Origin of the sequence: Enterococcus songbeiensis (genome assembly GCF_005405265.1) — a bacterium.
GTDB lineage: Bacteria > Bacillota > Bacilli > Lactobacillales > Enterococcaceae > Enterococcus_C > Enterococcus_C songbeiensis.
In genome coordinates this window covers 1-24,680 of the sequence record NZ_BJDS01000018.1, presented here as the reverse complement: position 1 = coordinate 24,680, position 24,680 = coordinate 1, and the positions used below count along the sequence as shown (strand labels likewise).

Below are 24,680 nucleotides of genomic sequence, written 5' to 3'. Positions count from 1 at the left end.
TTATTTCTTCCAAAAATCGTCCAGCAAACTGATAGGTAAATGACGTTTATGTTGCGTTTTTTTCCACCAATTTTCGATGATGCGCTGCGCATCCGGTGCTATTGTTTTTCCTTCAAGATAATCGTCAATCTCTTCATAGGTCACACCCAATGCCGCTTCATCTGCCAACAATGGCTTGTCCTCTTCCAAATCAGCAGTAGGGATTTTTAAATACAACGCTTCTGGTGCTCCCAATGTTTGCAAAAGCTTCCTTCCTTGACGTTTATTCAACCGAAACAGAGGCAAAATATCTGCACCGCCATCACCAAATTTTGTGAAAAAGCCAGTGATATTTTCTGCCGCATGGTCGGTACCAATCACGGCGCCATTTCTGGCACCGGCAATTCCATACTGAGTAATCATACGTTGCCGAGCTTTGATATTGCCTTTGTTAAAATCTGAGATTGAAATATTTTCCGCTTCTAAAGCAGCAACTTGTGCATCCACGGCTTCTTTGATATTTACTCGCAATTCATTATCCGCATGAATAAAAGCCAACGCTGCCATAGCATCCGCTTCATCCACCTGTTCACCATAAGGCAGACGGACTGCGATAAATTGATAGCTGTCATCCCCGGTCTCTACTCGCATCTCCTCCATTGCAAGCTGCGCTAAACGACCGGCTAAAGTTGAATCCTGTCCACCGCTGATTCCTAAGACAAAGGTTTTCAAGAACGGATACGCCCGTAAATATTCTTTCAAAAATTCCACACTCTTGCGAATTTCTTCTTCTGGATTGATTTGTGGTTGAACGCCTAATTGCTGGATGATTTCTTGTTGCAAAGTCATTCAAATACCCCTTTCTCCTGAGAAATTTTTGCCACTTGCTTGCGGACTTTATCCATCGTTGCCATTTTATGATTCCAACAATCTGTTGAAAGATCCACTGGATATTTTTGCGGATTCAAATCACGCTTATATTCTTCCCACAAGGAATCCAAGCAATCTTGCGCATAATTTTTGATATGTTCCAAATCAGGCAACGAATAGATTAATTTCCCATCAACAAAAATGTCCTGTAAAACAGGTCGTGCCACAAAATCCCGCACCGTTTTATTGATATAAGTATGCACAGGATGGAACATAAAAATCTCGCTTTCTTCCCGTGGATCTTCATCCCAAAGAGTGATGTAATCCCCTTCTGACTTGCCGTCTTTTTTGCGGGTGATTCGCCAGATTTGTTTCTTACCCGGAGTCGTTACTTTTTCCGTGTTGCTGGATAGCTTGATGGTATCAATCATTTGTCCATGCTCATCTTCAATCGAAACCAGTTTATACACGGCACCCAAAGCTGGCTGGTCGTATGCAGTAATCAGTTTGGTTCCTACTCCCCAGACATCAATTTTAGCTTTTTGCATTTTTAAGCTTAAAATCGTCGTTTCATCCAGATCATTTGATGCATAAATTTTAGCTTCCGTGAAACCTGCGTCATCCAACTGCTCCCGCACTTTTTTTGAAATATACGCCATGTCGCCACTATCGATTCGAACACCTAGAAAATTGATTTTATCTCCCATTTCCTTTGCAACCTTGATGGCCATCGGTACGCCCATCTTCAAGGTGTCGTAGGTATCCACAAGAAAAACACAATCTTTGTGGGTTTTGGCATAAGCCATGAAGGCATCGTAATCATTGCCATAGGATTGAACTAGCGAATGGGCATGGGTTCCACTGGCTGGGATACCGAAAATTTTTCCTGCCCGCACATTGCTGGTTGCATCGGCTCCGCCAATATACGCTGCCCGGGTTCCCCAAATTGCCGCATCAACCTCTTGCGCCCGTCGTGAACCAAATTCCAATAAAGGCTGCTCACCAATCACAGATTTGATTCGTGCAGCTTTCGTCGCAATCAACGTCTGGAAATTCACCATGTTCAAAATCGCGGTTTCCACCAATTGCGCTTGTGCCAAAGGTCCTTCTACTTGCAGAATAGGTTCGTTGCTGAAAACCAAATCTCCTTCTAAAGCAGAACGAACCGTACAAGTAAATTTAAATTCCTTTAAATAAGTCAGAAAGCCTTCCGGATAACCACCGACTTCCCGTAAATAATCAATATCTGATGAAGAAAAACGCAAATTTTCCAAATAATGGACCAGTCGTTCCAAACCGGCAAAAATCGCATAGCCGTGATTAAAAGGCATGTCACGGAAATAGCATTCAAAAACAGCATGACGCTCTGCTCTTCCCAACTCCCAATAAGTTTGCATCATGTTGATTTGGTATAGATCTGTGTGCAGTGTTAAACTATCGTCTTGATAAAGTTTTTGCATTGTTCTACTCCCTTGTTTATATTCTTGTGTCCTATTATAACAAAAAAAATTTATTTTCCTTCTTTTTATGTCTAAATGGTGGAAATTCCTTGAGAAGCGCTGAAATTTTTCTGAAAAAATGCGCAAATAAAAAATCGACCACCCAAATCGGGGCCGATTTCTATGTAAGTTTTTTTACTCGTTGTTAGGTTCCTTCTGATCCATTTCAATCAAAATAATGTCCTTACGAGGTTTGGAAAAGGAAAAGCCTGCTGCTTCCATTTCCTGTTTCACGTTGACCTTGATTTTTACATCCTTGCGATCTGCTTTTAGCAGCCGATGAATCACAGTATCGACCTCTTCTCGTTTGATCTTTTTCTTGCTATCGATCAAAACGATACGAATCTTATCAAAAGTATCTGCGTAAATAACATGGATACGATCTAATGTATATAGTTTATAATACTTGAAAGCTAAATCGTTGAAAATAAATTTCGTGATATTCGGATATAAATTCTCAAGATTCAGGTTTTTGTTGATTGGTGTTTCAATTAATTTCATAAATCATTTCCTTTCTTTGATTCTTGTACAACTGACAACAGTTTTCACTTCCGTTTGTTCTCTCCTTAGTATAACATAAAAAAAAGAAAATTTTTTTCTTGACCTTCTCGTTACGTCAAGGTTTATGCTATATATGTCAGGAGGAATTCACATGGAATACACCATCAATCATTTAGCAAAACTTTCCGGGGTCAGCAGTCGTACCCTGCGATATTATGATGAGATCGATTTGCTGAAACCGAAACGAATCAACTCATCAAATTATCGAATCTACGGAAAAGAAGAAGTCGATCGTCTGCAACAGATTTTATTTCTAAGAAAATTCGGTATCCGTCTGGAGGTCATCAAAGACCTGCTGCAGCAGCCAGATTACGATGTCACCGTTTTATTAGACGACCAGTACCAACGCCTGCTTGCACAAAAAAATGAATTGGAAAACCTTCTGAACACCTTAGAAAAAACCATTGATTATTACAAAGGAGAACACACCATGACAGACAAAGAAAAATTTGACGCTTTTAAACAAGAAAAACTACAAAAAAACGAAACGACCTATGGTGAGGAAATTCGTGAAAAATACGGTGAAGAAGTCGTTGCCCAATCCAACAAAAAATGGGCAGCTATGACCGAAGACCAATATGCTGCATTGCAAGAAGCAGAACAAACGATGATCGCTGCTTTAAATGAATTGCTGTCACAAGATGCAGTTGATTTAGATAGCCAAGAAGCAAAAACTGTTTTTGAAGCCCACAAAAAATGGCTGACGATTGCTGCTCCATATTATAATGCAGAATACCATCGAAATTTAGCAGACATGTATGTTGCCGATGAACGCTTCGCCAAATACTATAACGACCAAACCAGTCAAAAATCAGTTGATTTGATTCGCGACATTATTTATCACTACACCGCAAAATAGGAATTAGATGCCACTACTTTACATTAAACTTTAAACTAGCAAAAAATACTCCGAAGCCTGCACCGCCTCGGGGTATTTTTTTTTGCGATATCATCATGTTCGTGGAATAAAAGTATAAGGAATGCGAATCTGCTCCTGTCGATTTTCATAAAACAATCGAAAAGCAGCAGCACCACAAGCTGGTAAATGATGATCAATCGTAGAAAAATTCATAACCTGACTGATTAGAAGATTCTCTCTCCCGACTACCAGGGGCGAGGCTTCCTTCTCGTAACTCTTTTTTATGACCGCCGCAATTTCATCCCCATTAGTAAAAATTCCGTCCACTTTTCCATGGAAAAATTCTGCTGCTTGCAACCCATCTTCGGCAATCACACAATCCCAAAAAACCAACGAATCATCGAAAGCAAAAATCTCCTTACACAATTCTATGGTTATTTGGGAGTTGAAACTCATTTTGCCACTGCGTCCCAGCGTGACACCTAAACGTTGAACTCCTTGTGCTTTCATAAAAAGCAACGCTTCTTTAATAGAAGGTTTGCGATCAATAAACGCACTGGAAACGTTCGATCCGGGCAATTCTTCACAAAAAATAATTTTTCCATACTGTTGATAATGCAACACTTTTTCGAGCAAATTAGCACGAGAGGTAATAATCAGCCCGTCAAAGCCTTTCGCCGCGAACTCATCCAGATACCCCAACTCAACATCAGGATCATAATTTGTGGGCAGCAAAGTCACCTTGTACCCTTCTTTAAAAGCCGCTTGAATAATCCCGCTAACCAATTGATCAAAGTACGGATGGTCAGTAAATGGCACGATGACCCCGATATTTTTCGTTTTGCCATAGCTCAAATTTCGAGCCGTTCGGTTAGGAATATACTGAAGCTCCTTCATGATCGCCAAAACTTTTTGTCGTTTCTCTTCATTGACGTAGGGATAATCATTGATTACTCGAGAAATCGTTGAAACAGAATAGCCGGTTAGTTTTGCGATGTCGCGAATATTTGCCATAGCTTTTCACCTATCCATAAATACTTGTTTGTAAATAGTCTATCACACCTTTGCCACATTCAAAAAAGCGATACTCTTCGTTTTCATACGTAAAACACAACCGCTGAGAGCCAAAAAATTGTTCCATCCGCAATTCTTTGATTTCAGACAACTTGATTCGTTTGTGAATTGGCTTAATCAACCCTTGCGGACTCGTTAATTGTAAAACCTCATCCTTGATTGTCAGATAAACAAAATAGTAATCCACACCTAGCTGATCGTTGACTTCAATATACGTGTTCATTCCTCTCATCCTCCTTTTTCTTGAGTATAGAGTATGAAACGCGTATCAGAACAAGCAGTTTCTTTTAGAATCCACAAAAAAAGCAACTCGCTGGAATATGTTGTGTTCCTAGATTTATGCTATATCTGCTAAATAAACAATTAAACCATATGTTTCTTTATATTTTTAGGTATCATTACAACTTCAGTAGTTAAGTCTACTGGTATAAATGTGGTATCAATACACTCTTTCCAGTACGCTAAATGTTTTTTATCTATCCAATCCTCAGATTCTTCAACTTCTTGACCGCCTTTTCCCTGTACAGAATACCAGTACAGATATTCTTCTCCATCTACTACCTCTCTAAATATCGTTTCTATAAACATTTTTTCTTTTTCAAGAGTAATCAGCGTCTCTTCCATGTTCTCATTTAAAAATAGTAACCATTCGTCTACTATTTTTGATTTTCCAGTTTTCACTTTAAAACGTGTCAGTTCAATATTTGGCATACTAAAACTCCCAAGATAAATAAATTTTTGATATTGCCACTATATCATGTTACATCTTTCAGAATCCACAAAAAAAGCCGCAAATTTTTCATTTGCGACTTTCCTGATTTCTTAGAAAATTACATCATACCGCCCATGCCAGTTGGGTCCATAGCTGGAGCAGCAGGTGCTGCTGGTTCTGGTTTGTCGGCAACGACTGCTTCAGTAGTTAATAATAAAGCAGCAACAGATGCAGCATTTTGTAGCGCTGAACGGGCAACTTTCGTTGGGTCAACGATTCCTGCTTCGACCATGTTTACCCATTCACCGGTTGCAGCATTGAAGCCCATGCCCAATTCTGCATGTTTTAATTTGTCGATGATTACGGAACCTTCGTAACCAGCATTTTCAGCGATTTGACGAACGGGTTCTTCTAAAGCACGAACCACGATTTTCACGCCAGTTTCAACGTCACCTGAAGCTTCAATTTGTGAAACTTTATTGATGACATTTACTAAAGCTGTTCCCCCACCGGAAACCATGCCTTCTTCTACTGCAGCACGAGTTGCATTTAATGCATCTTCAATTCGCAATTTCATTTCTTTTAATTCTGTTTCAGTTGGCGCACCAACTTTAATAACTGCTACACCGCCAGCTAATTTAGCCAAGCGTTCTTGTAATTTTTCACGATCAAAATCTGATGTCGTGTCAGCAATTTGATTTTTGATTAATTGTACTCGAGAAGCTACGGCATCTTTTCCACCGGCACCTTCAACGATTGTTGTATTGTCTTTGTCTACAACAACTTTGCTTGCTTGACCAAGATTTTCGATTGTTGCATCTTTCAATTCAAGACCAAGATCTTCCGTAATTACTGTTCCACCAGTTAAAACAGCGATATCTTCTAACATTGCTTTACGGCGGTCCCCAAAACCTGGTGCTTTTACAGCAACTACATTAAAGGTTCCACGAATTTTGTTCAAGACCAAGGTTGGTAAAGCTTCACCGTCTACATCATCGGCAATAATCAACAATGGTTTTGATTGTTGTAGGATTTGTTCTAACAATGGTAATACATCTTGAATGTTTGAGATTTTTTTATCTGTAATCAAAATGTAAGGATTATCCAAAACAGCTTCCATTTTATCGTTGTCCGTTACCATGTATTGAGAAAGGTAGCCGCGATCAAACTGCATTCCTTCAACAACATCTAATTCTGTTTCGATTCCTTTTGATTCTTCAATAGTAATGACACCGTCGTTGCCAACTTTTTCCATCGCATCTGCAATGTAGTTACCAACTAATTCACTGCCAGAAGAAACAGCACCTACTTGTGCGATGGCTTCTTTTGAATCAACGATGGCAGAAATACTGTGCAATTCTTCAACTGCTGCTTTTGTTGCCAATTCAATCCCACGTCGAATGCCTAAAGGATTAGCACCGGCAGTAACGTTTTTCAATCCTTCACGAACGATTGCTTGCGTCAACACAGTAGCAGTAGTTGTTCCGTCACCAGCGATGTCGTTGGTTTTTGAAGCAACTTCAGAAACTAATTTTGCACCCATATTTTCGAAATGATCTTCCAATTCGATTTCTTTGGCGATCGTCACGCCATCATTTGTAATCAATGGTGAACCGTAAGATTTTTCTAAAACAACATTCCGTCCTTTTGGTCCTAAGGTCACTTTTACTGTATTTGCTAATTTATCTACCCCGCGAAGCATTGCTGCACGAGCGTCTTCTGAGAATTTGATATCTTTTGCCATTTTTATTTCACCTCAAGTTTTTTTATTCTACGATTGCGATAATATCTTTTCCTGCCACAATCAAATATTCTTTGCCTTCAAATTTTACTTCAGTACCAGCATATTTTTCAAACATGACTTGGTCGCCGACTTTTACGGACACAGGATCTTTTTCGCCGTTATCTAACGTACGTCCTTCACCAACCGCAACAACAGCACCGGTTTGTGGTTTTTCTTTAGCAGCGGATGCTAATACGATCCCGCCAACTGTTTTTTCTTCCTCTTTTGCGACTTCAATGATAACACGATCGCCTAATGGTTTTAACACGATAAATCCCTCCATTAAATCTATACTTAATCTTTGATTAGCACTCTCGATTATCGAGTGCTAACCTACAAGATTTATATTACTCATTTTGTTTGAACATTGCAAGTTTTTTTGTCTACTTTTTAGCGCTTTCTCCTTTAAAGGGAGTTTCATTGTTTCCTCTATCTCCTTACGTTATAATAATGAATAATTATCTGACACAACTTATTACTTTACTAAGAGGGAGAATTCTATGTCATTAAATAAATACACTTTTTTTACGATTTTCTGTTATGGTCTGGCTTTCTTTATTCCCGCTTTTTTTCCTACACCGGATCAGGCGATTCTAGCGACTACGGTGACCTATCTTACCGGCGCTTTGCTGATGATTTTTCTTTACCAAAAACAAACAGAACCCCTTCTTCATGAAAAAAAAGTTTCTTCAAAACTTGCCATTTTACTTTGGGGACTCGGCGGAATTTTTATTGCTCTGTTATTGCAAGCTGTCGCTACATCCATTGAAGGGATGTTTGGACAAACCACTCCTTCAGAAAATACGCAAAACATTATTAGTATCATCATCCAACGACCTATTTTTGCTATTGCCGTGACGATCGGCGGACCAATCATGGAAGAATTCGTTTTTCGCCGGGCAATCTTAGGCTTTGTCTCTAAGCACTTTTCTTTTTGGATCGGTGTGGTGGTCAGTTCCTTAGCGTTTGCCTTTGCTCATAACGATGGCCATTTGCTGGTTTATTTCCTGCTAGGTAGTTTTTTTGCTTGGCTGTACGCACATACCGGAAAAATTTGGACTTCGATCATTACTCATGTTGGAATGAATGCTTTGGTGGTACTTGTTCAATTATTTGCCCAGTCTCAGTCTTAATAAACAAACAAAGCTTTTGACAAAAAAATAGCTTCCTTCTACACTAAACCTAATCTTATTATCCAAGGAGGAATAACCATGAAAATCGCAATTATCGGCGCAACCGGTCATGCCGGTTCATTTATTTTACAAGAAGCAGTAAACCGTGGAATAGAAGTTACAGCAATCGTACGTCATCCAGAAAAACTCGCTACTGGAATTCCTTATCTACAAAAAGATTTATTTGATTTAACCACGGAAGATTTACAAAAATTTGATGTCGTTGTGGATGCCTTCAATGCACCTCAAGGCAAAGAAGAACTGCATCAAACCAGTATCGATCACCTGTTAAGTATTTTGGCACCTACTACCACGCGTCTACTAGTCGTTGGTGGGGCTTCTTCTTTGTTTATCGATGAAGAAAAAACACAACGCATGATTGATGGTGTACCAACGGATGCGCCTTTTTATCCAACTGCCCACAACATGTACCTTGCATTATTGGAATTGAAGAAGGATACAGAAGTTAACTGGACATATCTCAGCCCAGCCGCCTTTTTTAACCCAGATGGTCAACGTACCGGCACCTACCAATTGAATGATGATCGCCTGATTAAAAATACAGCCGGAAAAAGTGAAATTAGCATGGCGGATTACGCTATCGCTTTGTTAGATGAAATAGAAAATCAACAACACGTGAAAGAGCACATCAGCGTTGTTAGCCGATAAGCTCAAAAAAAGCACTGAAATTTAAAAATTTCAGTGCTTTTTTTATACGGCAAATAAATCCGTTGCTTTATCTGGATCTGTATCGTAGACTTCAAAGATTTCTCCGACACCTAAATCATGTTCCTTGAGTGTGGTTTCCATCGTCATATGTGCCAATTCTTTGATATTGTTTTCTTTACTTAAATGACCTAGATAGATTCGCTTTGTGTGATCACCAATAATATCGGTCATCACCAACGCCCCATCTTCATTGGACAAATGTCCACGATCACCAAGTATTCGCTGCTTCAAACTCCAAGGATAAGGCCCCATCCGTAGCATTTCTAAATCATGGTTGCTTTCAACCAGATAAGCATCTGCATCACGGATGATTCCACGAACATGATCGCTGCAATAGCCGGTATCCGTTAGCATCACAAAGGACCGACCATCTTTATAAAAACGGTAAAATTGGGGTGCTGCGGCATCGTGAGAAACCCCAAAACTTTCAATATCCATATCCCCAAAGGTCAACACTTTGCCCATTTCAAAGATATGCTTTTGTTCTGTTGCAATATTCCCAATCATCCCGTCCATTGCTTGCCAAGTTTGTTCATTGGCATAAACATCTAACTTATATTTTCGAGCCATGACTCCAACTCCGTGAATATGGTCACGGTGCTCATGAGTCACTAGCAACGCGTCTAAATCTTCCGGTTTTTTTCCCACTTCAGCGAGTAACGAAGTGATTTTTTTCCCGCTCAGACCAGCATCGACTAATATTTTTTTTTGATTGCTTTCAATATACAGTGAATTACCAGAACTGCCGCTGGCTAAAATACTGATTTGAAAAGCACTACTTTCTGACATGCGGCTGACTCCCTCTCTTTAACAACTTGCTCCATTATACATAGCTTTTTAAGAATTTTCTACCTTCTGCAATGTATTATTTGTGATGATGCGGTTACTAAAGGCATTCACCATTTCTACTTGAACCAAATCATCACCAGTTTTTATCGCAACAAACCAAGCTGGCACGTACACATTTTTTTCCCGTACCTTCAAAATTCGCGTATAGGCCAGTTGCCGCCAAACAATTCGTGATTTGCTGGGAATTTTATTATTGATATACAGCGTATTTATTGCATCTTTTTCTGTATACAAGGTCATCTTTTCCCGTAACTTTTCAATTTGTGAAAGGTGTGTCTGGGTGTACCGGGCAATTTTTAACAAATCATCAACTTTCTCCAGCGAAATCGTTACACGACTTGTAGGATCGTTGAAGGGAATCGTTTCAAAAGTTTGTGCTGCCACGACTTCTGGGTATTCCTCATCTGTCAGGGAATAATTTGGCAGATACTCGTACTCGGTTCCAAATAGAATCTGACTTTCTTTACTTAAAAAGTTTTTCAGTGCGGATTCGGTTTTCTTGTCATCGCTGATATAATAGTTCTCACTAGTAACATGTGTCAACTCATCGTCCTCGACCGTCGTTCCATTTTGCAACGACTGATTCTCCGCATCCTCTTCCAATATTTGTGCCAAATCCGTTTGCTCACCACTCAAATAATAGCCTTCAAGCTTTTCATTTGATAATTCGCCGCTATATTTTATTTTATCCGAAGCTAATCGCTGTTCAATATCGATTTTTTGGTTAGACATAGAGACATTGTTTTCATCACTTTGAGCATCATGATAGAGACTGAAAAGGAAAATATTTAAACCCAGAAACGCGAGAAAAAAGATCCATTCGATTTTCTTAAAATCCAATTACTCCGCCTCCGTTTCACTTAATTGGGTCACTAATTTTTTATAAGGATACCAAGTTTCATCGTATTTGATGTACCAGGTTGGTACCAGATCTACCACGCCATTTGTATCCTTGATATCCTGCCATTGATAACCAATAATCATAGAGCGGATTTGTTCCCGATTGCCCCCAGCAGCAAGAATCTGATCAATGATCGTTTCATTATTTGCCAATTCGATTTCTTCTTCTGAAGGAATCGGCACTTGAATCGTATTCAAACTAGTCTGAATATGCACTGGCAATCCATCGCCGCTCTTATCTTCAGAGATCGTCAAATTGATCTCTCCGCGAATATCTTCACTAAACACCGGAAAGCCTTCCACAAAAATTCGATAATTTGCCGTATCCTTACTGCGGTCAAAAAAGCGGACATTACCTAAATTAGTTCCTAATCGGCTGATAAAATGAAAGCTTTGGGAATAAATATCCGTGCTGTCTTCATCCGGCAACAATTCTCCACGAAAATCCACTAATTGTTGTTCTTGCTGAATTGTCATATTTTCCGAACCATCATACAATACGACATCTTGACTGTCCTCATTACTTTTTACATCTGCAGCGTCCTTAAAAAAGGCATCGCGAAAAACAGTATAGGCCTGTGAAGAAGAGATATAGCTGTACATCTTCATTTTCACCGGTTCTTTTAAATTAAACTGCAGATTTTGCAGACGATTTTCCTTTGTCATCGCTGTCCAAGTTGTTTTCGCTTGTTCAAGTACCTCTTGAAAATCGGTTTGATCAAACGCCATCGCCGCTTTCGTGATTTGATACCGTTTCACATTGATGAAGCGAATTTCCTTTTGTTCAAAATCAAGCTGCACTTTCGTAAAATACCCATCTGCACTTTTTTCACTGCTGTTTAAATCAAACATCGTGAGATATTCCTGCAGAGAAAACGGACCGACATAATCCAGCTCAATTCCCCGTTGAATATCCGCCTGTTCTTGAAATTCATCAAAACTATCATAGGTAGTAGTCGCTAATTTTTCAATCTTTGCAGAAGTAATCAGCGGTTGTAGTTCAGAAATCAAGGTTTCTGATGTCGTTTGCTGAATGTCTTCTCCATCGATCCAAGAAACACTCAAGGGCATAAATACATCCGAAGCCTTGCGATAGTTTTGTGTGGCGATAACTTGATTCATGGTTTGTTCGTGAACCGTTCGATTGGAAGGACTCAGCCAAATCACATAAGAAAAGTACAAACTCAACGCAATCAGCAAAATCAGACCGAGACGAATAAATTTTTCAGATAATTTCATTCCCACCAGTCCCCCTCATACGGTTCATACGGTAACGTAATGTAAAATGTCGAGCCTTTTCCTTCCTTACTATCCGCCCAAATAGCGCCACCATGCGCTTTCATCACTTCACGCGAAATAGCTAATCCCAGACCAGTCCCCCCTTGTCGGCGGGCCCGTGCTTTATCCACACGGTAAAAACGGTCAAAGACACGAAACAGATCTTTTTTCGGAATTCCCAATCCTTGGTCACTGATACTTAACATGATGTTGTTGTGGGTTTCTACTAGACGAACTTTAATGATTCCACCATCTGGAGAATATTTGATGGCATTATTCATGATATTGTCGATCACTTGGATCATTTTATCCGGATCAATTTCCACCCATAATTCTCGTTGTGTAAATTCCCGTTGAATCACGTATTTTTTCTCTTGATTCGTTACCATCATGTCAAAACGATCCAACACAAAACTCAGCAATTCATTGAAATTCACATATTCCAATTGTAGCTGGGCATTGCCACTATCCATGCGAGACAAACTCAGCAAATCATTGATCATCCGGATCATCCGATCGGTTTCATCCAAGGTTACTTTAAGAAAATTAGGAGCGATTTCTTCATCTTTCCACGCGCCTTCACTCAAAGCTTCAATGTAACTGCGCATGCTGGTCAACGGTGTCCGCAATTCGTGGGAAACATTAGAAACAAATTCTCGACGTTCCTGCTCCGTTTTTTCTTGCTCCGTTACATCATGCATTACAGCAACTAAACCACTAATAAACCCTGATTCTCGACGAATCATCGAAAAATCGGTGCGCAAAATAATCGTACCCCGATCAGCGGTTTCTCGTTCAATCAAAATTTCGTCAGGATTTTCAAGGATTTTTCGCAAAGTATATTCTTCTTCAATATCCAATAATTCCAGCATTGATTGACCAATCACATCTTCGCTTTGAACATTTAAAAGCATCAATGCCATCTCGTTGATCGTAATAATTTTTCCCCGACGATCTGCGGCAATTACACCATCCGTCATGTGAGACAACACACTGTCTAATCGGTTACGTTCCGACTCCATTGCATCCTGTGTTTCTTCAATCCGCTCAGCCAGCTGATTGAAGGTTTCAGCCAATTGTCCTAATTCATCTTTTCCATGAACAGCAACTTTTCGACTATAATCTCCCCGGGCAATCCGCAACGCTTGCTCTCGCATTTCACCGATTGGCTGCGTAATCGAGCGAGAGACCAATACCGCAACAATCATTGAAATTGCCGCAGCAATCAACGAAGCCGTGACAAAAATCAATGCTGTATCATAAATTTCCTGATATTTTTTTTCTATATCACTTTTCACGTACAAAACGCCGATTGCAGCATCCCCCGTGGGTGACTGAATCGGTTGTACAATAATGTACACTCTTTTTCCTGTGGCTTCATCAATCGCCCGTTTGGCAGTAAAATCGGTGGTATCTTGGTAATCATTTTTTTTGCCAATCGTACTTTTGTCGGCAGCATTAGTCGTCGCACGGACAATTCCTTTTTCATCCACCACCCGCATTTCGATCATGTCAGAAGACATTGTATTGTCCAAAATACGTTGGATTGTAGCGTCTGCCACTGTGGTATCAGAAGCATCTTTTTTACTCAACTCCGAACCAACCGTTCCGGCAAGGCTGGAAACCTGCTGATTCATATTCTTCGTAAAATTATCGATCGTTGAGTTTTCCAATCCGCGAATAAAATACGCCCCGATAATCTCGATTGAAATTAACAAAATCAAGATAAATGCGAGGGCGATTTTAAAGTTCACTGATTGAAAAAAGCGAACTTTTTTCTTCATAAATTGTCTACTCCTGTTCCGGGCTTCTTAAATAATAACCAACTCCGCGGCGAGTAACTAGGTAATTAGGATAGCTGGGTCTGTCTTCGATTTTTTCCCGTAATCGGCGAACCGTTACGTCTACTGTCCGTACATCCCCAAAATAATCATAGCCCCAAACCGTTTGCAGCAAATGTTCTCGTGTCATCACTTGACCGATATGTTTGGCAAGATAATGCAGCAATTCGAATTCTCGGTGTGTCAATTCAATGGCTTCTCCATTTTTTGTCACCATATAAGCATCTGGATGAATCGTTAAATCTCCGATAGTCAAATCAGAATTTGGTGCTTCCTCGGCTTCTTTTGCTGCAGAGGAACCTCGGCGCAGATTTGCTTTTACTCGGGCAACCAATTCACGATTTGAAAATGGTTTGGTTACATAATCGTCTGCCCCTAATTCAAGTCCTAAAACTTTATCGATTTCTGAATCTTTTGCCGTTACCATGATAATCGGCATGTCATAATTTTTTCGAACTTCACGAGCAACTTCCAAGCCATCAATTTTTGGCAACATCAAATCCAGCAAAATTAAATCTGGTTCTACTTCTTTTACTTGTTCTAAAGCCTCTTCGCCGTCATAGGCAGTATAGACCTCGTATCCTTCTTTTGTGAGATTGAACTTGACGATATCTGAAATTGGCTTTTCATCGTCAACAACTAATATTTTTTTCACAAAAAGTCACCTCTCGATCTTTTTTGTCTTACCCATTATACCTTATTTTCAATGGGTTTTCATTAATACATCCGTTATTTACCATTTTCCTAAGAAACGAACCTATTCTGATTCTCTTCTTTTTTCTTACTATAAAGTTCCTTCTCTATCTATTATAACTTAAAAGTTGGGGAAAAAGAAAAACCAGCCACAGATGAGTGACTGGCCAAGGGAAGAAAATGAAAAGAAAAGTTTGGGTTATTGGGTATGAATAGAATATAGCCTCGTTGACTTAACTGAAGCTTAAAGACAAAAATTTTTTATTTAAAATGCCTTGCTTTTACGAATTGGCAATGCTAAAATATCTAAGTGTTAAACAGATGGGCTGTTAGCTCAGTTGGTAGAGCAGCTGACTCTTAATCAGCGGGTCGTGGGTTCGAGCCCCCCACAGCCCATTGGGTGCCAAACCCATGGATAGACAAACGCCGGTGCGAAAGCATTTTGAAGACGTTTGTGCTATCCTCTTTTTTTATTGATTATTTCTGTTGACCTAAAAACCACTCTGAAAAATCAGAGTGGTTTTTTTCTTCTATTTTAAACCTTGCTAATCTTTGTCATTGCAGGAATATCTTCAATTACTTGATAAACCTCCGCATTAATTGAATCCATGTGTTCTTTAGACAAGAAGGGAATTAACGCATCATTCACATTTATCTTCGTTTTCTTTAGATAGTTACTGGTATAAAGTAATATCGCCGCATTTAATCCTAGTATGAAGAATCTGTAAATTTTACCATCCGCCATACAAATATTGAGATAAAACCCAATTCCCGGTTCTTCGATATAATCACTCGATTTGCCAATAAGAAAATCCAGACTCATGATTCTTTTCATATTTAATCTGTAAAGAACTTTATTCGTTCTTTTTAAAAATACACCGACAATTCTCCCGCTCTGTACAATGTCAATATATCCGTCTTTAATCATAATGGTGCAGTTGGTAGTCATTGCAAAATGTTTAAAAGAACTGATTGGATAGGAGCATCCATCAATATTGATCAATGCCGAAACTCTCTGATCATTTTCAAAAAAAGACTTCAAGTCATTGGTCAAAAGACTCAATGTCCAAGAATTATCCCTAAATTGCTGACTATAAACGACACTACCCTTTTTCCCAGAACTATTCATATGAAATCAGCCTTTCTTTTTTACCATGGTTATATTTTTTAACTATCTTAAAATAATCATGCCCAAGAAGAAATTCCATCGTTCACTACATATCAGGATTAATCAGCTAGATTATACCATTTAAGGTGGGAAAAACATAGGAAATGTCTCGCTTTTTTCCTGCTTATTTCAACACTACTCTTTCATTATTATCTTGTAAAAAATCTAATTTAAAGCTCTCTACATACAAAAAAAGAATTTACTGATAGGATAAAAGAAACTAGTTTAAATAGCATGAGCAATCTAAAATCAGCTAAATGAACAAAGGAGAATTTAAAATGGATGTAAAAGAACTAATTGAACGAAGCAATAAAATAAGAGAACGTTACCACGAATTAGAAGTAAAAAACCATGATCGTCCATGGACTGTCGAAGAAGATTTACTAGCACTTTCAAACGATATCGGAAACTTAAACCGGTTGGTTATGACAAAATTTGGCAGATACTATGATGAAACACCCTATAATTTGGAACATAAATTAGCTGAAACTATCTGGTGGTTAATTGAACTATCAAACCGATTAGATGTCGATATCGAATCAGAGCTAGAAAAATTTTTATCCGAAAAAGAAAAGCTGTAAAACCATTTAAAAGAATAGCTATCGCTTGTAGTGAGTATCCTTTTTTCTAAATTATATTACTAGGGAGGTAGTCGTATGTCGTCGTATTTGGGAAAGAAAGTGACAGTAAAAATGGATCGACCTCTAGGATCTAAACATCCAGAGCATAATTTTATCTATCCTTTAAATTACGGTTTTATTCCTGATACGCTTTCGGGTGACGGAGAAGAAATCGATGCCTATATTATCGGAGAATTCGAACCATTGGAGGTATACGAGGGATATGTTGTAGCAATAATAGAACGACTCAATGACACCGAAGATAAGTTGGTCGTTTGTAAAGAGTTAAACAAATACAGCAAGGAACAAATCCAAGCACTCGTAGAATTTCAAGAGCGCTTTTTTGACACTACAATACTTACTTATTGATGTAAGTAAAATACAGATTGTGGCATTCACACCTAAGAAAATATTTTCATAACCAAAATTTTCAACCAACTAGTGCGGCAGAATTCGGCTGCACTATTTTTATACAAAAAAAACCAGTCGCAGGAAACGACTGGTTAGGGAGAAAATGAAAAGAAAAGTTTGGGTTATTGGGTATGGATAAAGAATACCCTGCTTTGCTTAACCGAACCTTAACCTACGTGAATTAATTAAAATTTCCCCCAATAAGTTGTCCAAGTCTTTTCAATCCTTCCTGCGTATGTTATCATTTATCTAGTTTCAAAAACTAGATAAACCTATAAATAACTTCCATTAGATAATTTTAACAAACGGAGCTGATACAATGAACACGATTAAAACCGATTTGGCTAGTTGGGGATCAGAATTGGAAAAATTTCACTTGCCTCGTTGGGAAGCATTGCCTGATTTTAATTTGTATATGGATCAAGTGATTCAGTTGATTGATCAATACCTTTCCCAAGTCATTCAACCAGAAAAACACACCTTGTTGACCCCTTCGATGGTTAACAATTATGTCAAACTCGGTCTGATCCCAGCACCACAAAAAAAACGCTATACCCGAAAACATGTCGCTTTTTTAATAGCAATCACCATGCTTAAACAAATCCTGACGATTCCTGAAATCAAAGATGGGATCATTTTCCAAGGAAAAACTAGCGGCATTCAAGAAGCCTACAATATTTTTTGCCAAGAACAAGAACAAGCGATCTATCGTATCGGCGCCCATGCCCAAAGCCAAAGTTACAATGAATCTACAGAAACAGCCGTTGAATTCATTGCCGTTCGGGCGGCTACTTCCGCCTTTGCCATGAAAATGCTCGCAGAAAAAACAATTGCATTAGAAACAACCTATTTGAAGGAGGCACCTCATGAATAAAGAAAAAATTGCTCTTTTAGTGGATTCAGGTACTGATGTTCCCGCAGAAATCATGGCGGAAAATCATATGTACATGATTCCTTTAAAAATCATTTATAGCGATCGTGAATACATCGATAAAGTTGAAATCAGCGCAGAAGAAATTTACCAACGGCTTCCGCAAGAAATCCCCAGCACCTCATTACCATCCGGAGATGCTATCAATCAAATTTTTGATCAAATCAAAGCGGATGGCTACGAAAAAGTTTTGGGCGTGACAATCTCTGCAGGTTTAAGCGGCACCCATAACATCGTGCGGCTTTTAGGCGAACAGTATGATGGATTAGAAGTCTACGTCTTAGATACTAAAAATATTGGGATTGCTGCCGGTCTTCAGGCGATTCATGCCAATGAACTGCTGGAAGCCGGGTTATCCTTCAAGGAAATAATCTCTAAACTAGAAGCAGAGGTCAGCAAAAATACTGTTTATTTTAATGTGGCGACACTTGAATATCTACAAAAAGGTGGACGAATCGGTTTGGTCGCTTCCCTTTTAGGAACTGCTTTAAAATTAAATCCCATCATCTCTTGCAATGACGAAGGTGTCTACTACACCGTTGCCAAAGCACGTGGACGCAAAAAAAGTTTAGAAAAAACGATTGCCTTGATTCATAAGTTTGTCGGTGAACATAAAAATGTCCGACTTGCTGTTGCTCATGGCGGTGCTTATGAAGAAGCATTAGCTGTCAAAAAACAATTGCAACAGGATTTTCCTTGGGTAAAAGAATTTTACTTTGGTGAAATCTCTCCTGCGCTTGTTGTGCATACTGGTCCAGGCTTATTGGGTGTAGGTGCCCAGTTACTGGACTAAAGAATTTATTATGAAAAAAAAGCGAAGTCTCCTTTTGGGAAACTTCGCTTTTTTTATTTCACTTGTTCTTGTTTAACCGGACAACTTGACGTGCAGTCTTTGCAGCTGCCGCCACTTTTTTTCTGACGATAAACGATCCAGCCGGCACTACCAAAAATCAGAACACTCAACAAAAAAGTCGCCATCATCTTTCACTTCCTTTTACAATCTGCACAAATGGCAGTTTTTGTTCTTTTGGTTTACGAAGAATGGCAAACAGCATTCCTCCGGCGACGACAACTGCCAAAAACGTCCCCATCGTCCATGCACCGCCTTCAAAAAATACGTGACCAAATTGATACAATAGAAAACTGACGCCATAAGCTAACCCACATTGATAACCGATTGCCAACCATGTCCATTTCAAGCTTGCCATTTCCCGATGAATAGCACCGATTGCCGCAAAACACGGTGCACACAGTAAATTAAATGCTAAAAATGAATACGCAGCAGCAGGTGTAAAGTTCATTTGCATTTGTCCCCAAATTTCCGTACCGTTTTCAGAGACTTCCGATAAATGGCCGTATAGTACGCCAAAGGTGCCAATAACATTTTCTTTTGCGACCAATCCTGTCAGTGTTGCAACGGTCCCTTGCCATTGCCCCCATCCCAATGGTGCGAATAGTGGCGCAATCAGACGCCCCAATTGTGCAAGAATACTTTGATTTTCTGCCACTGGTTGCAACAAAAAATTATAATTTGAAGCAAGCCAAATGACAATACTGGAAACAAAGATAATCGTACCGGCTTTTTTAACAAATGCCCATGCACGATCAGTCGTTTGATGAAAAACATTGTGCATCTGCGGCAAATGATACGCCGGCAGTTCCATAATAAAGGGTGCCGGATTACTAGAAAACAACCGTGTTTTTTTCAAAGCAATCCCAGACAAAACGATGGCGGTAATTCCTAAGAAATATGCAGAAGGTGCTACCCAACTACTGTGAGGAAAGAAAGCTCCTGCGATCAGGGCAATGATTGGTAGCTTTGCCGAGCAAGGCATGAAGGTCGTCACCATAACCGTCAACCGCCGATCTTTTTCATTTTCAATGGTACGGCTGGCCATTACTCCTGGCACACCGCATCCAGTCGCAATCAGCATAGGAATAAATGACTTTCCCGATAAACCAAATTTTCGAAACAGGCGATCCATGACGAAGGCAATGCGCGCCATGTAGCCGCAGTCCTCTAACAATGACAAACAGAAAAACAAGACGATGATTTGCGGTAGAAACCCTAAAACTGCGCCAACACCTGCTAAAATTCCATTTAAAATCAACTGTTGCATCCAATCAGCAACTTGCCAACTCACCAATGTTTTTTCCACCCATTGAGGAAGCACCGAACCAAATAACACATCGTTAATCCAGTCTGTACCGATCGTGCCGATGGTTTGAATTGACAGATAGTAGATTCCCCACATCATCAAAGCAAAAATAGGCAAAGCCAAAAAGCGGTTCGTTACTACTTGATCGATTTTATCACTAACGGTCTCCACAAAATTACTTTCTTGGTTTGCACACAACGCCACTAATCGGGCGATAAATTCATAGCGCTCATTGATTAGGATTGCTTCGCTGGTATCGTTAAAGATTTTCTCCGTAATTTTTATGATTTCATTGATTTCTTTTTGTTGGATTTTTGACAAATTTACTTGTTGACAAACGACCGGATCTTGTTCGAATAATTTGACAGCATACCAACGCGCCTGTTTTTCCGGTACCGTATTGCCTAACACATCATTGATTTCACTCAAAGCGGCTTCCAATTTTGGATCATACACCGGGTAATGGATTTCTGGCGGAAAAATTTCTGCCGCCTGCAAGCTTTTATGAATTAATTCATCCAGACCTTGTTTTTTCAACGCACTCATTCCGACAACGGGGGTTTGCAGTCCGTAAGCAAGTTTTTCCAGATTGATTTTTTTGCCGCTTTTTTTCACGACATCCATCATATTAACTCCTACAACCACCGGGATGCCTGTTTCTAAAAGCTGTGTTGTTAAATAAAGGTTACGTTCTAAATTGCTGCCGTCAATGATGTTAACGATGACGTCTGGACGATCCTGCAACAAATAATCCCGAGCCACAATTTCTTCTGGTGTATATGGAGAAAGGGAATAGATTCCCGGAAGGTCTTGAATGATAACTTCTCTATTTTTTCGTAAGTTTCCGGCTTTGCGTTCTACTGTTACACCGGGCCAATTCCCAACAGACTGGGTTGCACCTGTCAATTGATTGAAGGTACTGGTTTTTCCGCTGTTCGGATTTCCTGCTAATGCTAGATAGGTTTCTCGCATTTTTACTGCTCCTTTTCTACTAAGATATAGGCAGCTTCATTTTTTCGAAGAGTCAATTCATAGCCGCGAACGGTAATTTCAATCGGATCACCTAAAGGAGCCCGTTTCCGAACTTGTACTCGAACATTTTTAGTCAGGCCCATATCCATCAACCGCCGTTTGACAGCTCCTTCACCATGAACACCCACAACAGTTGCTGTATCTCCGATCGCCAATTGATCTAATGACACCCACTCACCGGTTTCTTTGGCTTCCTCGATCATGATTTTTTCTAAAATTTGCTGATCCAACGCCAAGCGGCTATTGTGCAGCAGAACAATACCGTTTTCTCCTACCGTTTGCAGCAAGACAACTTTACTGCCGGGAATCAAACCAAGATGATTCAAATGAAGCTGAATTTCTGCCGTCGTCTGAATCTCTTTTACCTGATAGACTTTATGGGTTTTCGCTTCACTTAATTTTCTCATCCCGTCGGCTCCATTCTTGTGTAGTTATTTACAATCGCAAATGATAATTATTCTCAGTTAAAGAGTACGTTCTTTACCTCAAAAAGTCAATCCAATTTCGAAAATTGCTATCTCTTTCACATAGAAAAATTTATTTGCTTTTTTTTACTCGTTTTATTTATACAACCTCCTGTTTATTTTCTTCTTAATCAAGAAACGGTGAGATTTCCAGCACATTCATTTTTGTATAAAAACACAAAATTTAGTACCCTTTGATTTCACAAACACAAGATGTAGTGTTTCTTTGTTGACTTTTTTCTGTCCTGACTTATACTTAGTTTATAATAATTTTTCCCAAAACAGGAACAAGGAGGGGCGCGTAATGACTATTACCGTATTTTCAAAAAATAATTGTATGCAATGTAAAATGACAAAACGCTTTTTAACGGAAAACAATATTGCCTTTCAAGAAGTGAATATCGACGAACAACCAGAAATGATCGATCAATTAAAGGAACAAGGCTTCCAGAGCGTTCCCGTCGTAACTTCCGACGCACAACCAATCATCGGATTTCGACCAGATCAACTACGTCAACTAGCGTCTTGATTTTTTCTTCGCTAACTTTGTAAACCTCGGATTTGTCAGCCTTGTAAGCCAGCAAATCCTTTTTTATCGCTTAAAAAACTTGAACGAAAGAAGGGTCTTCCCATGAGTTTAAAAAATATTTCCGACGTTAGTTATTTCAAGTTGAATAATGAAATCAACCGACCTGTCGATGGACAAATCCCTTTGAACAAGGATAAAGAAGCACTAGCTGCTTTTTTTGCTGAAAATGTCGAACCAAATACTAAGACATTTGCTTCTATTAAAGAAAAAATTGATTACTTGGTAGCCAATGATTATTTGGAAAAAGAATTTCTAGCAAATTATTCCGATGCCTTCATTGAAAAATTGTATCAATTTCTTGATGAGCAAAATTTTCAATTCAAATCCTTTATGGCAGCCTACAAATTTTATTCTCAATATGCGCTAAAAACCAATGATGGTACTGCTTATCTTGAATCCTATGAAGATCGTGTCGCGTTCAATGCGTTGTATTTTGCCAATGGCGACGAAGCTTTGGCTTTAGCATTAGCTGATGAAATGATTCATCAGCGTTACCAACCAGCGACCCCTTCTTTCTTGAATGCTGGACGGAAACGTCGTGGAGAATTGGTTTCTTGTTTCCTAATCCAAATCACCGATGATATGAATGCTATTGGGCGTGGAATCAATTCTGCCTTGCAGCTGTCACGAATCGGCGGCGGCGTTGGAATCACCTTGTCTAATTTACGAGAAGCCGGCGCACCCATCAAAGGGTATGAAGGAGCTGCCAGCGGTGTGATGCCTGTCATGAAATTATTCGAAGACAGCTTCAGCTATTCCAACCAATTGGGACAACGACAAGGTGCCGGTGTCGTTTATCTGAATGTTTTTCATCCAGATATCATCAGCTTTTTATCCGCAAAAAAAGAAAATGCCGATGAAAAAATCCGCGTAAAAACCTTGTCTCTTGGAGTCATCGTACCGGATAAATTTTATGAACTGACTCGAAAAAATGAAGACATGTATTTGTTCAGCCCTTATAGCGTTGAAAAAGAATACGGCGTGCCTTTTTCTTATGTCGACATCACCAAAGAATACGATAAATTGGTAGCAAATCCCAAGATTCGTAAAACAAAAATCAAAGCCCGTGATTTAGAAAACGAAATTTCTAAATTACAACAAGAATCTGGTTATCCTTATGTGATAAATATCGATACAGCCAACCGAACCAACCCGATTGACGGTAAGATCATTATGAGTAATCTTTGTTCTGAGATCCTGCAAGTACAACAACCTTCACTAATCAATGGCAAGCAAGAATACGAAGTGATGGGAACGGATATTTCTTGTAATCTTGGCTCCACCAATATTGTAAACTTGATGGAAAGCCCTGATTTTGGTAAATCTGTCCGAACCATGACACGAGCATTGACTTTTGTTACAGTTGCCTCAGATATTGACGTGGTTCCATCGATCCAACATGGCAATAACTTAGCGCATACGATTGGTCTTGGTGGGATGGGCTTGCATACGTTCTTTGCAAAGCACCATATGGAATACGGCTCACCAGAATCCCTTGAATTCACAGATCTTTATTTCATGCTGTTGAACTATTGGACCTTAGTTGAAAGCAACGCCATCGCTCGTGAACGACAAACCGTTTTCCATAATTTTGAAAAATCCGCTTATGCAGACGGCAGCTATTTTGATAAATACACGACGGGGAACTTCCAACCAAAATCAGAAAAAATCAAAGAAATCTTTGCAGATATCTTTTTACCAAGTGGAGAAGATTGGCAAAAATTACAAGCAGCCGTTAAAAAAGATGGTTTGTATCATCAAAACCGGCTTGCAGTCGCACCAAACGGCTCGATTTCTTACATCAACGATACTAGTGCTAGCCTGCACCCAATTACTCGAATGATTGAAGAACGGCAAGAAAAGAAAATCGGTAAAATTTACTATCCAGCGGCTTACTTGTCCAACGACACGATTCCTTTTTACAAATCCGCTTACGATATGGATATGCGTAAAGTAATTGACGTGTATGCCACTGCCCAACAGCATATCGACCAAGGAATGAGCCTGACACTTTTCATGCGTTCAGAAATTCCTGAAGGTTTGTATGAATGGAAAACAACCAATAAACAAACCACGCGGGATTTGAATATCTTGCGTCACTATGCCTTTAATAAAGGCATCAAGTCTATTTATTATGTGCGAACATTTACCGATGATGCAGAAGAAATCGGTAGCAACCAATGCGAAAGCTGTGTCATTTGATGCAACTAAACGACAACACAAATTTTCTTGCAGAATATTATTACCAAAATAGGAACTAGGATGTCACTTCCACTTTTCTAAGTATTTCTAGTGGAATGATATTCGTTGTGAACATCAGACTAAATTTTCTTGCAGAAAATTTATTACCAAAATAGGAACTAGGATGTCACTTCCACTTTTTTAAGTATTTCTAGTGGAATGATATTCGTTGTGAACATCAGACTAAATTTTCTTGCAGAAAATTTATTACCAAAATAGGAACTAGGATGTCACTTCCACTTTTTTAAGTATTTCTAGTGGAATGA

General features: G+C 39.3%; 26 protein-coding genes and 1 tRNA gene. 10 read left to right on the top strand and 17 right to left on the bottom strand.

Features of this window, described 5'->3' with window-relative positions:
- The 3 genes from nadE to FFM66_RS08800 all read right to left on the bottom strand — a co-directional run bounded on the left by nadE (window position 1) and on the right by FFM66_RS08800 (window position 2,849).
- Window positions 1-828, bottom strand: a complete 828-nt coding sequence (gene nadE / locus FFM66_RS08810) for an NAD(+) synthase (RefSeq protein ID WP_137605664.1) — start codon at window positions 826-828, stop codon at window positions 1-3.
- The gene (locus tag FFM66_RS08805; RefSeq protein ID WP_048604018.1) at window positions 825-2,309 is read right to left on the bottom strand and encodes a nicotinate phosphoribosyltransferase; all 1,485 of its coding nucleotides are present in this window, start codon (window positions 2,307-2,309) and stop codon (window positions 825-827) included. Before FFM66_RS08805 ends, nadE begins: the two co-directional genes overlap by 4 nt.
- Before the next feature lie 174 nt (window positions 2,310-2,483).
- Entirely contained in the window at window positions 2,484-2,849 is a 366-nt protein-coding gene (locus tag FFM66_RS08800) for a DUF1827 family protein (protein WP_048604017.1), read from the bottom strand.
- 151 nt (window positions 2,850-3,000) lie between these two features.
- Here FFM66_RS08800 and FFM66_RS08795 point away from each other — a divergent pair, with 151 nt between their 5' ends.
- Window positions 3,001-3,768: a MerR family transcriptional regulator gene (locus FFM66_RS08795; RefSeq protein ID WP_137605663.1), complete on the top strand. Its 768-nt coding sequence runs from the start codon at window positions 3,001-3,003 to the stop codon at window positions 3,766-3,768.
- Between the two features lie 93 nt (window positions 3,769-3,861).
- Here FFM66_RS08795 and FFM66_RS08790 read toward each other — a convergent pair whose 3' ends face one another.
- The 5 genes from FFM66_RS08790 to groES form a co-directional block, all read right to left on the bottom strand.
- On the bottom strand, window positions 3,862-4,782 hold the full coding sequence (locus FFM66_RS08790; protein WP_137605662.1) for a LacI family DNA-binding transcriptional regulator: 921 nt from the start codon (window positions 4,780-4,782) through the stop codon (window positions 3,862-3,864).
- 10 nt (window positions 4,783-4,792) lie between these two features.
- Window positions 4,793-5,065 (bottom strand): hypothetical protein, encoded by a 273-nt coding sequence (locus FFM66_RS08785; RefSeq protein WP_137605661.1) that lies wholly within the window; start codon window positions 5,063-5,065, stop codon window positions 4,793-4,795.
- A gap of 140 nt (window positions 5,066-5,205) precedes the next feature.
- Window positions 5,206-5,553 carry a DUF6176 family protein gene (locus tag FFM66_RS08780; RefSeq protein ID WP_048604013.1) on the bottom strand — a complete coding sequence of 116 codons (348 nt, stop codon included), beginning with the start codon at window positions 5,551-5,553 and terminating at the stop codon, window positions 5,206-5,208.
- A gap of 119 nt (window positions 5,554-5,672) precedes the next feature.
- A complete protein-coding gene (gene groL, locus FFM66_RS08775) occupies window positions 5,673-7,298 on the bottom strand; it encodes a chaperonin GroEL (protein WP_048604012.1) in 1,626 nt (541 codons plus the stop codon).
- A gap of 22 nt (window positions 7,299-7,320) precedes the next feature.
- The gene (groES, locus tag FFM66_RS08770; RefSeq protein WP_048604011.1) at window positions 7,321-7,605 is read right to left on the bottom strand and encodes a co-chaperone GroES; all 285 of its coding nucleotides are present in this window, start codon (window positions 7,603-7,605) and stop codon (window positions 7,321-7,323) included.
- A gap of 232 nt (window positions 7,606-7,837) precedes the next feature.
- Between groES and FFM66_RS08765 the strand changes: the two genes are divergently transcribed.
- Both FFM66_RS08765 and FFM66_RS08760 read left to right on the top strand, forming a co-directional pair.
- The gene (locus FFM66_RS08765) at window positions 7,838-8,470 is read left to right on the top strand and encodes a CPBP family intramembrane glutamic endopeptidase (RefSeq protein ID WP_137605660.1); all 633 of its coding nucleotides are present in this window, start codon (window positions 7,838-7,840) and stop codon (window positions 8,468-8,470) included.
- A 78-nt stretch (window positions 8,471-8,548) separates the two neighbouring features.
- Entirely contained in the window at window positions 8,549-9,178 is a 630-nt protein-coding gene (locus tag FFM66_RS08760) for an NAD(P)-dependent oxidoreductase (RefSeq protein WP_137605659.1), read from the top strand.
- A gap of 42 nt (window positions 9,179-9,220) precedes the next feature.
- Here the strand turns inward: FFM66_RS08760 and walJ are convergent, their stop codons facing one another.
- From walJ to yycF, 5 genes are read right to left on the bottom strand one after another with little or no spacing between them, the layout of a single operon-like run.
- Window positions 9,221-10,027, bottom strand: coding sequence for an exodeoxyribonuclease WalJ (gene walJ, locus FFM66_RS08755; protein WP_048604005.1), 807 nt, complete (start codon window positions 10,025-10,027; stop codon window positions 9,221-9,223).
- Between the two features lie 48 nt (window positions 10,028-10,075).
- On the bottom strand, window positions 10,076-10,927 hold the full coding sequence (locus FFM66_RS08750; protein ID WP_137605658.1) for a two-component system regulatory protein YycI: 852 nt from the start codon (window positions 10,925-10,927) through the stop codon (window positions 10,076-10,078).
- Entirely contained in the window at window positions 10,928-12,226 is a 1,299-nt protein-coding gene (locus FFM66_RS08745) for a YycH family regulatory protein (RefSeq protein WP_048604003.1), read from the bottom strand.
- Complete coding sequence (gene walK, locus FFM66_RS08740; RefSeq protein WP_048604002.1) at window positions 12,223-14,049, bottom strand: cell wall metabolism sensor histidine kinase WalK; 1,827 nt, start codon at window positions 14,047-14,049, stop codon at window positions 12,223-12,225. The genes FFM66_RS08745 and walK overlap by 4 nt, the downstream gene beginning before the upstream one ends.
- Window positions 14,050-14,056: 7 nt before the next feature.
- Window positions 14,057-14,761 carry a response regulator YycF gene (gene yycF / locus FFM66_RS08735; protein WP_048604001.1) on the bottom strand — a complete coding sequence of 235 codons (705 nt, stop codon included), beginning with the start codon at window positions 14,759-14,761 and terminating at the stop codon, window positions 14,057-14,059.
- Between the two features lie 361 nt (window positions 14,762-15,122).
- Here yycF and FFM66_RS08730 point away from each other — a divergent pair.
- Window positions 15,123-15,195: transfer RNA gene (locus FFM66_RS08730), tRNA-Lys, on the top strand.
- A 139-nt stretch (window positions 15,196-15,334) separates the two neighbouring features.
- Here the strand turns inward: FFM66_RS08730 and FFM66_RS08725 are convergent.
- On the bottom strand, window positions 15,335-15,928 hold the full coding sequence (locus FFM66_RS08725; protein ID WP_137605657.1) for a hypothetical protein: 594 nt from the start codon (window positions 15,926-15,928) through the stop codon (window positions 15,335-15,337).
- A gap of 317 nt (window positions 15,929-16,245) precedes the next feature.
- Between FFM66_RS08725 and FFM66_RS08720 the strand changes: the two genes are divergently transcribed.
- From FFM66_RS08720 to FFM66_RS08705, 4 genes are all read left to right on the top strand, one after another.
- Window positions 16,246-16,548: a MazG-like protein gene (locus tag FFM66_RS08720; RefSeq protein ID WP_048603999.1), complete on the top strand. Its 303-nt coding sequence runs from the start codon at window positions 16,246-16,248 to the stop codon at window positions 16,546-16,548.
- 75 nt (window positions 16,549-16,623) lie between these two features.
- Window positions 16,624-16,956 carry an inorganic diphosphatase gene (locus tag FFM66_RS08715; protein ID WP_048603998.1) on the top strand — a complete coding sequence of 111 codons (333 nt, stop codon included), beginning with the start codon at window positions 16,624-16,626 and terminating at the stop codon, window positions 16,954-16,956.
- A gap of 361 nt (window positions 16,957-17,317) precedes the next feature.
- Window positions 17,318-17,872, top strand: a complete 555-nt coding sequence (locus FFM66_RS08710; RefSeq protein ID WP_137605656.1) for a DUF1836 domain-containing protein — start codon at window positions 17,318-17,320, stop codon at window positions 17,870-17,872.
- Window positions 17,865-18,722 carry a DegV family protein gene (locus FFM66_RS08705; RefSeq protein ID WP_137605655.1) on the top strand — a complete coding sequence of 286 codons (858 nt, stop codon included), beginning with the start codon at window positions 17,865-17,867 and terminating at the stop codon, window positions 18,720-18,722. The genes FFM66_RS08710 and FFM66_RS08705 overlap by 8 nt, the downstream gene beginning before the upstream one ends.
- 53 nt (window positions 18,723-18,775) lie before the next feature.
- Here FFM66_RS08705 and FFM66_RS08700 read toward each other — a convergent pair whose 3' ends face one another.
- From FFM66_RS08700 to FFM66_RS08690, 3 genes are read right to left on the bottom strand one after another with little or no spacing between them, the layout of a single operon-like run.
- The gene (locus tag FFM66_RS08700) at window positions 18,776-18,907 is read right to left on the bottom strand and encodes a FeoB-associated Cys-rich membrane protein (protein WP_137605692.1); all 132 of its coding nucleotides are present in this window, start codon (window positions 18,905-18,907) and stop codon (window positions 18,776-18,778) included.
- Window positions 18,907-21,060, bottom strand: coding sequence for a ferrous iron transport protein B (feoB, locus tag FFM66_RS08695; RefSeq protein ID WP_137605654.1), 2,154 nt, complete (start codon window positions 21,058-21,060; stop codon window positions 18,907-18,909). Before feoB ends, FFM66_RS08700 begins: the two co-directional genes overlap by 1 nt.
- Window positions 21,061-21,062: 2 nt before the next feature.
- Window positions 21,063-21,527 carry a FeoA family protein gene (locus FFM66_RS08690; protein WP_048603994.1) on the bottom strand — a complete coding sequence of 155 codons (465 nt, stop codon included), beginning with the start codon at window positions 21,525-21,527 and terminating at the stop codon, window positions 21,063-21,065.
- Window positions 21,528-21,888: 361 nt separating this feature from the next.
- Here FFM66_RS08690 and nrdH point away from each other — a divergent pair, with 361 nt between their 5' ends.
- Together nrdH and nrdE are read left to right on the top strand one after the other, a co-directional pair.
- Complete coding sequence (gene nrdH, locus FFM66_RS08685; RefSeq protein WP_048603993.1) at window positions 21,889-22,113, top strand: glutaredoxin-like protein NrdH; 225 nt, start codon at window positions 21,889-21,891, stop codon at window positions 22,111-22,113.
- 102 nt (window positions 22,114-22,215) lie between these two features.
- Window positions 22,216-24,375: a class 1b ribonucleoside-diphosphate reductase subunit alpha gene (gene nrdE, locus FFM66_RS08680; RefSeq protein ID WP_137605653.1), complete on the top strand. Its 2,160-nt coding sequence runs from the start codon at window positions 22,216-22,218 to the stop codon at window positions 24,373-24,375.
- The last annotated feature ends 305 nt before the right edge of the window (window positions 24,376-24,680 follow it).

Coding starts and splice junctions, on each gene's coding strand:
- nrdE (WP_137605653.1), top strand. CDS start 22,216: ATGAGTTTAAAAAATATTTCCGACGTTAGTTATTTCAAGTTGAATAAT.
- FFM66_RS08800 (WP_048604017.1), bottom strand. CDS start 2,849: ATGAAATTAATTGAAACACCAATCAACAAAAACCTGAATCTTGAGAAT.
- FFM66_RS08700 (WP_137605692.1), bottom strand. CDS start 18,907: ATGGCGACTTTTTTGTTGAGTGTTCTGATTTTTGGTAGTGCCGGCTGG.
- FFM66_RS08780 (WP_048604013.1), bottom strand. CDS start 5,553: ATGCCAAATATTGAACTGACACGTTTTAAAGTGAAAACTGGAAAATCA.
- nrdH (WP_048603993.1), top strand. CDS start 21,889: ATGACTATTACCGTATTTTCAAAAAATAATTGTATGCAATGTAAAATG.
- FFM66_RS08690 (WP_048603994.1), bottom strand. CDS start 21,527: ATGAGAAAATTAAGTGAAGCGAAAACCCATAAAGTCTATCAGGTAAAA.
- nadE (WP_137605664.1), bottom strand. CDS start 828: ATGACTTTGCAACAAGAAATCATCCAGCAATTAGGCGTTCAACCACAA.
- FFM66_RS08795 (WP_137605663.1), top strand. CDS start 3,001: ATGGAATACACCATCAATCATTTAGCAAAACTTTCCGGGGTCAGCAGT.
- FFM66_RS08745 (WP_048604003.1), bottom strand. CDS start 12,226: ATGAAATTATCTGAAAAATTTATTCGTCTCGGTCTGATTTTGCTGATT.
- walK (WP_048604002.1), bottom strand. CDS start 14,049: ATGAAGAAAAAAGTTCGCTTTTTTCAATCAGTGAACTTTAAAATCGCC.
- FFM66_RS08725 (WP_137605657.1), bottom strand. CDS start 15,928: ATGAATAGTTCTGGGAAAAAGGGTAGTGTCGTTTATAGTCAGCAATTT.
- FFM66_RS08790 (WP_137605662.1), bottom strand. CDS start 4,782: ATGGCAAATATTCGCGACATCGCAAAACTAACCGGCTATTCTGTTTCA.
- walJ (WP_048604005.1), bottom strand. CDS start 10,027: ATGTCAGAAAGTAGTGCTTTTCAAATCAGTATTTTAGCCAGCGGCAGT.
- FFM66_RS08705 (WP_137605655.1), top strand. CDS start 17,865: ATGAATAAAGAAAAAATTGCTCTTTTAGTGGATTCAGGTACTGATGTT.
- FFM66_RS08785 (WP_137605661.1), bottom strand. CDS start 5,065: ATGAACACGTATATTGAAGTCAACGATCAGCTAGGTGTGGATTACTAT.
- FFM66_RS08760 (WP_137605659.1), top strand. CDS start 8,549: ATGAAAATCGCAATTATCGGCGCAACCGGTCATGCCGGTTCATTTATT.
- FFM66_RS08720 (WP_048603999.1), top strand. CDS start 16,246: ATGGATGTAAAAGAACTAATTGAACGAAGCAATAAAATAAGAGAACGT.
- FFM66_RS08715 (WP_048603998.1), top strand. CDS start 16,624: ATGTCGTCGTATTTGGGAAAGAAAGTGACAGTAAAAATGGATCGACCT.
- FFM66_RS08805 (WP_048604018.1), bottom strand. CDS start 2,309: ATGCAAAAACTTTATCAAGACGATAGTTTAACACTGCACACAGATCTA.
- groL (WP_048604012.1), bottom strand. CDS start 7,298: ATGGCAAAAGATATCAAATTCTCAGAAGACGCTCGTGCAGCAATGCTT.
- FFM66_RS08765 (WP_137605660.1), top strand. CDS start 7,838: ATGTCATTAAATAAATACACTTTTTTTACGATTTTCTGTTATGGTCTG.
- feoB (WP_137605654.1), bottom strand. CDS start 21,060: ATGCGAGAAACCTATCTAGCATTAGCAGGAAATCCGAACAGCGGAAAA.
- FFM66_RS08710 (WP_137605656.1), top strand. CDS start 17,318: ATGAACACGATTAAAACCGATTTGGCTAGTTGGGGATCAGAATTGGAA.